Annotated in this window: 5 protein-coding genes; all 5 read left to right on the forward strand. The window is 53.3% G+C overall.

Annotation, left to right across the window (positions count from 1 at the left end):
* The 5 genes from brxC to pglZ are packed head-to-tail and all read left to right on the forward strand — an operon-like array spanning nucleotide 1 to nucleotide 11,738.
* Nucleotides 1-3,519, forward strand: coding sequence for a BREX system P-loop protein BrxC (brxC, locus tag GRF63_RS02615; protein ID WP_160484443.1), 3,519 nt, complete (start codon nucleotides 1-3; stop codon nucleotides 3,517-3,519).
* Complete coding sequence (locus GRF63_RS02620; RefSeq protein ID WP_160484444.1) at nucleotides 3,519-4,709, forward strand: AAA family ATPase; 1,191 nt, start codon at nucleotides 3,519-3,521, stop codon at nucleotides 4,707-4,709. Before brxC ends, GRF63_RS02620 begins: the two co-directional genes overlap by 1 nt.
* A complete protein-coding gene (locus tag GRF63_RS02625; RefSeq protein WP_160484445.1) occupies nucleotides 4,706-5,257 on the forward strand; it encodes a hypothetical protein in 552 nt (183 codons plus the stop codon). The genes GRF63_RS02620 and GRF63_RS02625 overlap by 4 nt, the downstream gene beginning before the upstream one ends.
* Nucleotides 5,257-9,243, forward strand: coding sequence for a BREX-1 system adenine-specific DNA-methyltransferase PglX (pglX, locus tag GRF63_RS16490; protein ID WP_237392258.1), 3,987 nt, complete (start codon nucleotides 5,257-5,259; stop codon nucleotides 9,241-9,243). The genes GRF63_RS02625 and pglX overlap by 1 nt, the downstream gene beginning before the upstream one ends.
* Nucleotides 9,243-11,738 carry a BREX-1 system phosphatase PglZ type A gene (gene pglZ / locus GRF63_RS02640; RefSeq protein ID WP_160484446.1) on the forward strand — a complete coding sequence of 832 codons (2,496 nt, stop codon included), beginning with the start codon at nucleotides 9,243-9,245 and terminating at the stop codon, nucleotides 11,736-11,738. Before pglX ends, pglZ begins: the two co-directional genes overlap by 1 nt.
* Nucleotides 11,739-11,740 lie beyond the last annotated feature (2 nt).

The raw sequence follows: 11,740 nt of genomic DNA on the forward strand, positions 1-11,740 counted from the left end.
ATGGCTCAGCTGCTAAAAGACATTTTTGAAAAGCCCGTCGATCGCGCGATTGATGGGGTTATCAAGGCTGATGATGAGGCCAGCCTTCGCGTCGAGCTCGACGAGTACGTCATTACGGGTGAAATTGGCCAAAGGCTCGAGCAATTCCTCGAAGCTTACAACAATTATGACACCTCAAACGGCGTCTGGATCTCTGGCTTCTTTGGCTCTGGTAAGTCTCACTTGCTAAAAATGTTGGCCTTGCTGCTCGAAAACCGTGAGGTCGACGGAAAAACTGCTCACGAGATCTTTGCTGCAAAACTCAAAGACGAGCCGATGCTCGCCGGCGCCCTCAACAAGGCCGTTTCTATCCCGTCGAAATCAATTCTGTTCAACATCGACCAGAAGGCCGATGTCATCTCGAAGACGGATGTCGATGCGCTTCTATCTGTGTTCCAGAAAGTCTTCGACGAAGCTTGCGGGTTCTATGGAAAACAACCTCACATCGCGCAATTCGAACGCGATCTGCAAAGCCGCGGGCAATTTGAGGCTTTCAAGGAAGCCTTCCGAAGCGCTGCTGGAAAGGACTGGGAGCACGGAAGAGAACAGGCGCTGCTCGAAGCCAAAAATATCGCGACCGCGTTTGCCGCGGCAACTGGTGGCGAACCATCGGATGCGAAAGACATTTTGAGCCAATACCGAAAGGACACGCGTGTCTCGATTGAGGACTTCGCAGACACTGTGAAAGCTTGGATTGATGATCAACCCAAAGGTTTTCGACTGAACTTCTTCGTTGACGAAGTCGGCCAATATATTGCCGACAACGTAAAACTGATGACCAATCTGCAGACCATCGCAGAAAGCCTCAACACCAAGTGCAAGGGCCAGGCATGGATCATCGTAACGGCGCAGCAGGACATGGCGTCCGTGATCGGCGATATGACCCAGCGGCAGGAGAATGACTTCTCCAAAATTCAAGCTCGCTTCGGCAACCGCATGCCGCTGAATTCGGCCGATGTCGCCGAAGTCATCCAGCGTCGCCTACTCGCCAAGACTTCTGAAGGCCAAGTGACGCTCGGCAATTTGCATGATCGCGAAGAAAACAACCTCAAGACACTTTTCGATTTTGCGGACGGGTCGCAGAAGCTCAAGAACTATCGCGATCGCGACCACTTCATATCGAGCTATCCATTCCCTCCTTATCAATACGATCTCTTTCAAATGGCGATCACGTCTTTGTCGGAGCACAACGCATTTGAAGGCAAGCACAGCTCTGTTGGCGAGCGGTCGATGCTGGGCGTCTTCCAAGAGGTTGCCAAGAAGCTGAAGGACCAGGAGGTTGGTGGCTTGGCCACCTTTGACCTCATGTTTGAAGGGATACGCACCGCGCTGAAGTCTTCGGTGCAACAGAGCATTCAGATCGCCGAAAAGAATCTGGACGATCCCTTTGCCGTTCGAGTCCTAAAGTCCTTGTTCCTCGTCAAATATGTCAAGGGCTTCAAACCGTCGGTTCGCAACATCGCAATTCTGCTTTTGTCGGAATTTGAGGCGGACCAGACGTTAATGCGCCGCAAGATTGAGGAAGCGCTAAGCCGTTTGGAGAGAGAAACCTATATCCAGCGCAACGGCGAGGTCTACGAGTTCCTGACCAATGAAGAGAAGGATGTCGAAGCCGAAATCAAGGCTCTCGACATCGATCCGTCCGAGCTCTCGAAAGAACTCGAAACCCTCGCATTCGATACCATTTTACGTCACCGTAAAATCAAACATCTCGCGACGACTAGCGAATACCCTTTCACCCGAAAGCTGGATGATCACGCTGTAGGACGCGAATACGAGTTGGCCATCAATCTGGTTTCACCCTTGAGCGATGAAGTCGAAAGCCCTGATGGCATTCGAATGAAGACTATGTCTCGCGAAGAGCTTGCGGTTGCTATGAACCCCGATGCGACCTTCGTTCGCGACCTGATCCTTTTCAAGCAAACTGACAAGTTCATCCGCCAGTCACGCAGCGGCTCACCGCAGCCAGGACGTGATCGCATTGTCGCGGAAAAAGGGGAGCAAAATAGTCGCCGCTTAAAAGACCTCGAAATGCGGCTCCGCAAATTGATGGGAAGCGCTCGCCTGTTCGTTAGAGGTGACGAACTCGAGATCGGCGGTGAAGATGCTCAAGAGCGCATCGCCAAGGCGTTCCAATCGCTGGTCGATAAGGTTTACACCAATCTCCCGATGCTGCGCGGTGTTAGCTATACCGAGGCCGATATCAACAAAGCGGTGCAAGCTGAAAGTGGGCTCTTTGGATCTGACGACACAGGGATCAATGAGGCCGAGCAAGACGTCCTCAGCTTCATCAATGCGCAGGCACGCAACGGTGTAAAAGTCTCCGTCAAATATCTGGCTGATCGGTTCACGTCCAAACCCTACGGCTGGCCAATAACCGCAGTCCTTTGCCTTGCAGGTAGCCTGGTCGCGAGGGGCAAGATCGAAGCGCGACTGGACAGCGCTGTGAAGGAGGGACTGGATCTCGCCAAGGCGTTGAACAACAGCCACGCGCTTCCGAACATTTTGCTCACCCCACAAACGGAATTCACTGCCGCCGAAATTCGGCGAGCTAAGGAGCTCTATCAGGAACTCTTTGCTCACCCCTCCTCGGGAACCGACGCGCGCAGTTTGGGTGCAGAATGGACTGCAAGCATTGATGTGCTTGAAGCCGAGGTGGACGAACTTGTTCGCCAATCGCACCGCTACCCGTTCCTGACTTCGCTCGAGCCACTCAATGAGCTGCTGCGGAGCATGAAAGGCAAACCGGCGAACTGGTATATTTCAGAGGCGCCTAAGCGCGAGGATGACCTTCTGAACGCGAAGGAGGATATCCTCGACAAGGTGAAGTCCTTCATGGGCGGCGCACAAAAGGACATCTACGACGACGCCCGCGATATGCTCGCCGGCCAATCTGCCAACATCGACTATGTCGATCCTGATGCTGGTGCAAAGCTGAGTGCCGCATTGGAGGATCCGAACTGTTTCAAAGGATCGACGATCCAGAACATCAAGTCCGATCTTTTTGATCTGAAAAACAAGGTCGAACTCAAGGTGCTTGAGGAGCGCAAAGCTGTCATCGCAGAAGTCGAAGACGTTTCAGCGAAGATCGCTCAAATGCCGGACTTCCAGGCGCTCGATACTGACCAACAGGCGCGCATCACCGCGCGCATTGATAGCCACAAAGAAGGCCTCGATACGGTCACTTTGATTCCCGTACTGCGCGATCGCGCCAATGGTGCACGCACCAACCTGCTATCAGATGTTGTCACTGAATTAGATCGTCTCGCGCGCCCAGCACCGGCGACTCAGCCGCAGCCAGGCCAATCCGACGGGCCAGCGCCCGCACCGCAGGCTCCCACAACGATCCTTGCCTCGCAGTTGAAGGTCGCAGCCCCGAAAACGCTGTTGACCGATGAGACCGACGTTGATGAGTACCTTGATGCGATGAAAAGTGCCCTGCTGAACGAAATCCGAGCAGGCAAAAAGGTGATCGTCTAGTGATAGCCAATCTTGAATTCGAGAACTTTGCCGTATTCGAACACCTGGACCTTTCTCTTTCCCCTCGGGTCAATGTTGTCATTGGATCAAACGGGACTGGGAAAACACTTCTATTGAAGGCTATCTATGGCTTGGGCCTTATGGCCGACGGTCAGTATCCTGATCGCTCCGACGACGGATTTGTGGCATCTGCATCGGGCAAATTTCTGCGCATATTTTCAACTGAGGAAGATAGAGTTGGGACCCTTTCATCCAAAGGGATACAATCGCAGACTCGGCTGCGACTGGTGAGCGCTGATGGATCCGCCACGGAAGTGACTTTCGGCGCGAGGTCTCAGTATATGAATTTTTCCGCCGACACTGTGACACCGAAGTCTGCAAACACGCCGGTCTACATTCCGACGAAAGAAGTGCTTTCCTTAGTTCGTGGCATTCGCCACCCGAAACATGATCGCGCCACTGTCGAGATGATATTCGATGATGGCTATCTGAACCTTGCAGAACTTCTCGTGAAGCCCGGCTTCGACGAGAAGACATCTGATCTCCTCGAAGATCCAAGACTCTCTAATGTGATCCGCGATCTGGTTGCTCTTGTAGGAGGGCGATATCGCGAAAACAATGACGGTGGGTTCGGGTTTCAGCCCGGACAATATGAAGAACGGGCCCAGGCTACTACGGACGGCGGTGAGGCGAAATCTAGAGCTCAAATCGCAAAGGCATATCAAGACTCGACCGAGACCAGATTTGTCTCAACCGACGTCGAGGGATTTCCCACTGGAATGACCGCTGAAGGATATCGAAAAATCGGTGTTCTTCATCGCTTGCTGTGCAACGGATCTATTAACCCAGGCAACACAGGGACCCTTCTTTGGGATGAGCCCGAGTCGAACCTGAATCCAAAACTGATGAAAAAGTTGGTTCAGGTGCTATTGGAACTCTCCCGAAACGGGCAGCAAATCATTCTCGCTACCCACGACTATGTCCTGTTGAAGTGGCTAGACCTTCTTATGGACGAAGGGAAAGAAGACCATATCCGTTTTCACGCTATTTATCAGGACCCTGACACACAGAAAATGAGCGTCGAAAGCGCGGATAGCTATGCGCTCATTTCCAAGACGGCCATATCGGACACCTTCGCGGAGCTATTTGATGAGGACATGGCTCGCGCGCTCGAGGTTACGAACACATGAAGCTGTATAAAGCCGAGGAAAATGCTGATCTCGAATTTTCTTTTCCAGATGAAGCGAAATGGGATGAACTTGACAAGCAGGGGGTGAAGCTCCCGGTTCAAATGAAATTTGTCGATCTCGTTATCGAACGAGAGAACGACATTTTGCTTGTTGAAATCAAGGATCCTTCGAACAAGAGAACCCCAGCGGATGAGCGCGCAAGATATTTCAAGAGGCTCTCGGACAATTCAATCTTAACTCAGGAATTAACGCCGAAAGCACGCAGTTCATACACGTTTTTGCACTTGATGGAGCGCGACACGAAACCGTTCAAATATGTCGTGCTCATCGGTCTAGATGCGTACGATCCGTCTCAGCAGAAGGCCTTGCTTACAGGATTCAAAGATCGCCTTCTGGCAGACATTCGCTGTGAAACAGACACTCCCTGGCGGCGGCAACACATAGCTGACTGCGTTGTGATGTCCGTCGATGTTTGGAACAAAACATTCGTCGATTGGCCTGTAGCCCGAGTTGCCGAAGTGGCTCCTATTGCGGAGGTCGGAGCCTGATGGATACCACAAAGCTCAGGAAATTTGCTCAATTTGCGCGGAGTACCTTGATTGATCAAGTTGCCGCAAGGCTGGAATCCGTCTTGAGCGACGGCTCGTCGGCTCGGCGTGAATACCCAAAAGCCTTCAAGAAGCTTGAGGCACTAGTTGGCAAACTCGGACGAGAGCAAGTTGTCGAAAAGGTCGCCTACACCTGGTTCAACCGCTTCACTGCTTTGCGGTACATGGATGTAAACGGTCTCTCCCCGGTTCGCGTTGTGTCTCCGTCCGTTGGTCAATTTCAACCGGAAATACTCTCGGATGCGAAGTCGGGGAGTATCAACGAGCAAATCGTCCCCGAAATCACTAGAGAAAAGGTCCTTAGCCTATTGGATGGTCGCGCCTCTAGCCCTGACCCGCAGGGAGAGGCTTTCCGACTGCTTGTCGTTGCTGCATGCAACTATTGGCACGACGCTATGCCATTTATGTTCGAACGCATCGACGATTACGCCGAGCTTTTAATGCCTTCGGACCTGCAGTCCAACGCTTCGATCCTTGCATACCTTCGTGAGGCAATGACACCTGACGTTTGTGAAGACGTCGAGATCATTGGCTGGCTCTACCAGTTCTATATTTCAGAGAAGAAGGATCAGGTTTTTGCGGGCCTTAAGAAGAACCAGAAGATCACGGCCGAGAATATCCCTGCCGCAACACAGCTGTTCACGCCGCATTGGATTGTCCGCTACCTGGTGGAGAACTCGCTGGGACGGCTCTGGCTACTGAACAATCCGCAAAGCGGGCTGGCGGCCAAGATGGACTACTACATCGCGCCAGAAGAGCCCGAGACGGATTTCCTGCGTATCACCAAGCCCGAAGAGATCCGCATCTGCGATCCGGCGGTGGGCTCGGGGCACATGCTGACCTATGCCTTTGACCTGCTCTACGCCATCTACGAGGAAGAAGGATACGATCCGACCGAGATCCCCGAACTAATTCTCAAGCATAATCTGACCGGGGTTGAGATTGACGACCGCGCAGGCGCGCTGGCGGCCTTTGCGCTGGCGATGAAGGCCGCGGGCAAGCTAGGTCGGCGGCGGTTCCTGCGGATGGAGCCGACGCCCAACATCTGCGTATTGCAAGAAAGTCGTTTCCAAATCAGCGAGTTCAACGACTTCCTTGCTGAACTAGGGTATGATCTCAACGTTGACCGAGTGGCTTATGGACTGTCGAATACTCCTCTGATCCTCGATGAATTGTGGCGCAGCGTCAGCCGCTATCTGAAGCATGCTGAGACGAAAGTGTTTGAGGATACCTTTGAAAACGCGGTTGATGAGTTCGATGACTCGATCGTTTGCGAGATCGGAATGTTTCAAGAGGCATCGCAAAACCCATTCTTGGCGGCACAGATCAAAGACACCCGCGCACAGCTTTTGTCCATTGCCGCATCCGATAGAAACGTCCGGGATCGAAAGAAGCTGGAGGCCGAGTTCGGGAAACGCGCGAAGTCATCCAACATCGCTGGGCGGCTGGCAAAGATTGGAAACTCATATGCCAAGCATAGGTCTGATGCGACTTATCGAATGGAGCTTGAGGCGCTGGTGGAGCGCGTTGAAGAGGCGAGCGGCGCACCCGAGGCTTACGCCCAACTGGAGCAGGTAGGCCAAAGCCTATCAAAAGCCATCGCTTTCCATAGTGCGCTTTGGGCGACGGTCCTGCAGTTCGCACAGGCCAAGAACTTCGGATCTCTGATTGTGCCGAAACTACGCGATCCGGCCAAGACGCTGCGGATTATAGAAGCACGGGATTTCGGCGGCGACTTGCTGCTGAAAGAAGTGCAGGAGCGCTTAATCTCAGTGCTGCGAATGGCAGAGGCGCTGTCGTCTAAGTATCACGTGGTGGTGACCAACCCGCCTTATGCGAGCGCGACGGGACTAAACTCAAAGCTTTCCGCATTCGTGAAAGGCGAGTATCCAGATAGCAAAGCGGATCTCATGACATGTTTCATGGAACGCGCAGGTATCCTTACAGTGCCTTTGGGCTACTGGGGGATGATTAATTTGCCATCATGGATGTTCATCTCGTCGTTCGAGAAGTTACGTATCAAACTATTGGAGAATTCGTCCATTAGTTCGCTCGTTCATTTGGGGCGGGGAATATTCGGCTCAGACTTCGGCACCGTCGCTTTTGTTGTGCGCGACGTGAAGCCCAATGGGCGCACGATCGGAGCCTTTCGCCGTCTTTTTGAACGCCATGTGCATGTTCGCACGCCAGAGCAAATTCGAAATCTTTTCTTGGAAAAGGATTTTGGCAAATTTTCGCGCCTGCAATCCCAACTTCAAAGAATTCCCGGAAATCCGATTGCCTACTGGGCAAGCGACAAGATAGTTGCCCTCTTTGACGACCCCGAGACTTATTTGAGTAGAAGCTTAAACCTCAGAGAAGGCATCAATACAGGAGACAATGAGAGGTTCTTGAGGGTTTGGCACGAAGTGTCGGACTTATCATTCGACAGAAATATTTCAGATAATCCCATCGAAACGAAGTGGAAACGTCACCGTAAGGGAGGCCCGTTTCGAAAATGGTACGGGAACGGTGAGTTTGCGCTCAATTGGGGGAAGACTGGACAAGAAATCCATGCCTTTCACGATCTGCCGCTCGACTACCGGGGCGCTCCGATGCGAGGGAAACAGTTCTTTCTGAAGGAGGCAGCATCTTGGACTCGCGTAAGTTCTGGAGACTTCGCAATCCGACACTCTTACCCTGGAGAGACTTTCGATTCCACTGCCCCCTCAATATTCGGTGATCATCAAGATCTTTTGGTCGCAGAAGCGTTCCTGAATGGCCCAATCTCGCGTTTTCTCTTGGGTATCCTTAGCCAAACGATTGACTTCAGACTGACTGGACTGGGTCGACTTCCATTGAAGCTGCCGACGGCATCGCGCCATGCAATTGCTTCGGCTACGGGAAAAATCATTGACCTCGCCCGCGTCGATTGGGACGCCTACGAAACCTCCTGGGATTTCACCGCGCTCCCACTTCTCTCGCCCGATCATCGTGACGAGACGCTGGAGGACAGCTACACCACCCTCCGCGCCCATTGGCAGTCCATGACGGACGAGATGCAGGCCCTTGAGGAAGAGAACAACCGCATCTTCATCGACGCCTATGGTCTGCAAGACGAGTTGACCCCCGAGGTGCCGATCGAGGAGATCACCCTCACCTGCAACCCTGCCTATCGCTATGGCGTGAAGATCTCCGAGGACGACCGCGAGGTCCGCCTGCGCGCCGACACGATGGCCGAGTTCCTTAGCTACGCCGTGGGCTGCATGTTCGGACGCTACAGCCTCGACGCGCCGGGCCTGATCCTCGCCAATCAAGGCGAGACACTGGCCGGCTACCTCGACCGCGTGCCTGAACCGAGTTTCATGCCGGACGAAGACAACGTCATCCCTGTGCTGGACGAAAACTGGTTTCCCGATGACATCACCGAACGCTTCCGCCAGTTTCTGCGCTTGACCTTCGGCGAGGACCATTTCCGCGAGAACCTGAAGTTCATCGAGGACAGCCTGGGCAAGGACATCCGCAAATACTTCACCAAGGATTTCTATTCCGACCACGTAAAGCGCTACAAGAAGCGCCCGATCTACTGGATGGTCGCCTCTCCCAAAGGCACCTTCAACGCGCTAATTTACATGCACCGCTATCGGGGCGATACGGTGTCAGTCATCCTCAACGATTACCTGCGCGAGTTTATCACGAAGCTTGAGGGGGAGCGTACACGGTTAGAGAAGCTCTCCGACGATCCTGCCGCTAGCCAAGGTCAGAAGACCAAAGCACTGAAGGATGCTGCCAAAGTCGCCAAGCAGATCGATGAGCTGAACGAATGGGAACGCGACGTGATCTTCCCACTTGCGCAGCGCAAGATCGAGATCGATCTCGATGACGGGGTTAAAGCGAACTATCCGAAGTTCGGTTCTGCCCTGAAGAAGATCGCTGGGTTGAGCTGATGTCAGACCGTATCGAAACGGGCCTTAAGCTGCTCTTCGACGAGCACCGGATAGTGTTCTGGTACGATGCAGCGCGCGACATGCGGGGTGAATTTGACGCTGTTGATCTGCCAGACGTGCAGAAGGTCGAAATCACGAACAACGAATTCGGTCTGAAATACCGGATGCTGCGGCAAGAGCCTCGCCAGAAGTTTCTGGTGTTTCACGATGGGCCCGCGCCTGAAATGGCCGACAATTGGCTGCTGGATCTGTATTTCGCCGGTGGTGTGTTCAAAGCCGATCAGGCGGCAATCTGGCTTGCGGAACTGGGCCTGCCGCTGCAGTTTGAAGACGTGGTGCGCGACCATATGGAGTTTTACCGCTCCAAAGTTCGCATCGAAGCGCTGAAGCAGTCGGTCACTCCTTCAGACACAAAGAGCGAAGTGTTACGCCGTATGCTCGCCGTATGCGCAGGTGCTCAGGGTGCCTTGGATACGGTCATCGAGGAGCTGCTGGCAGAGCTCGCAGACGATCGTCACGACGCTATGCGCCTGATTGAACGCTCCGGCCTGACAGAGTTCTTCTGGAAGCAGGTTGAGAATGCCTACGGTTATCTAAGCGAAGAGCCCGATTTCGAAGACTTCGCGATAACACTGTTCCAGTCCTGTTATGCCCGCGCTCTAGGTGACGATGGCAAGCTGAATGGCGAGGCCCTGCTTGTTTTCCGCCGCTGGAAGAACAATCGCCTATGGTCAACCGCATTTGAAACGCTGAGCGGTAAGTATCAGGACCTCCTGAAAATCCCTGAGGATGTCCAAAACCGCGACATCAAGATTTTAGGTGCGATTGATCACTTCGAGGAAATAGATCGCCATATCATCCGCTCTCTCGTTCGTGAGATGGCAAGTCAGACGGTGTCATCAGCTGAGGTATTGAAAGCTGTTCGGGAGCGGAGACAAAGCCATTGGTATCCGACCTACGAGGATATCTACCAGGCCATCGGCTATGCCACGGAATTCCAGCAGGCCTTTGCTGAGGCAAACTTGACAATGACCTCCCCCGCTGAGGGTGTGAAGCGCTATGTTTCCCACTGGTTCAAGATCGACCAACTCTACCGCAAATTCATCTATCATATGCAAAAGAGCGGCCAAGCCTCGCTCCTCAGCGCGCTCTTCGAGAGCGTCGAAAACCGGTATACGACTAATTTCCTTCAGGCTGTGAACGATGCTTGGCAAGACCAGATTGCTGAGCTCAACCACTGGAAGATCTCGGACTTCGCGCACCAGACCAGCTTCTACATGGACCAGGCCGCAGAATTCCGCCGCCGAGATCAGAAGGTGGTGGTGATTATCTCGGACGCCTTGCGCTATGAGATTGCAGAAGAAGCCCTGCGCGAAATCCGCAAACTGAACAGGTTCGACGCCGAGCTCGAACCGATGATTTCTGCTCTGCCCAGCTACACGCAGCTTGGCATGGCGGCGCTCTTACCAAACAAGGATCTAACGCTGGAAGCGGACGCAAGTGTGTCTTCTTTCGGCCTACCCACTCAGGGAACCGTCAATCGCGAAAAGGTTCTGGGAATGGGACGCTCGGGCGATCGAGCCAAAGCCATGAAAGCTGATGATTTTATGAGCTTGAAAGCGGATCAGGGCAAAGAGATCTTCCGCGATCATGACATTCTTTATCTTTATCACAACCGGGTCGACAACATTGGCGATAAGCTAGCCACTGAGGAGCACACGGCCGAAGCTGCCCAGGACGCCATCGAGGATCTGACCAAGCTTGTCCGCAAACTCACGACAGCCAACTTCTCGAACATCTTGGTGACGGCAGATCACGGCTTTATCTATCAACACCGCGCCTTGGATGAGACAGAATTTTCGATCGCGGTCCCAGCGGGCGCTGAAATTCTCGTCAAAAACCGCCGGTTCATTATCGGCCGCGATCTTGATGAGACTTCAGGTATGAAGAAGTTCTCTTCAGCCGACCTAGGACTGGCAGGGGACTTGGATGTGCTTTTGCCAAACTCCATCAATCGTATGCGCGTCAAAGGATCGGGCAGTCGGTTTGTGCATGGCGGAGCGACACTTCAGGAAATCGTCATTCCTGTGATCCGTGTCGGGAAGAAACGCGACGCAGATGTCGAGAAGGTTGAAGTTCAGATCATTGTTGCCGGAAAGAGTTTAATTTCGTCCGGACAAACTTCGGTCACTCTCTATCAGGCTCAGCCCGTCTCAGAAAAGCAGCAGCAACGGGACCTTCTTGCTGGCATTTACGCCTCGGACGGCACACTCATCTCTGATGAGCATGCTCTCACCTTCGACTACACTTCGCAAAATGCACGCGAACGCGAGCTGCCACTCAAGTTCCTTCTTTCCCGGGACGCGGACCGCTTCAACAATCAAGACGTTCTGCTCAAGCTTCGCGAGCGCGTCGGCAAGACAAGCCATTATGAAGATTACACAAGTCACCGCTTCCAATTGCGCCGTGGCATATCGACAGATTTCGACTTTTAGGG

The sequence above is a fragment of the Aurantiacibacter rhizosphaerae genome, assembly GCF_009807005.1.
Lineage (GTDB): Bacteria > Pseudomonadota > Alphaproteobacteria > Sphingomonadales > Sphingomonadaceae > Alteraurantiacibacter > Alteraurantiacibacter rhizosphaerae.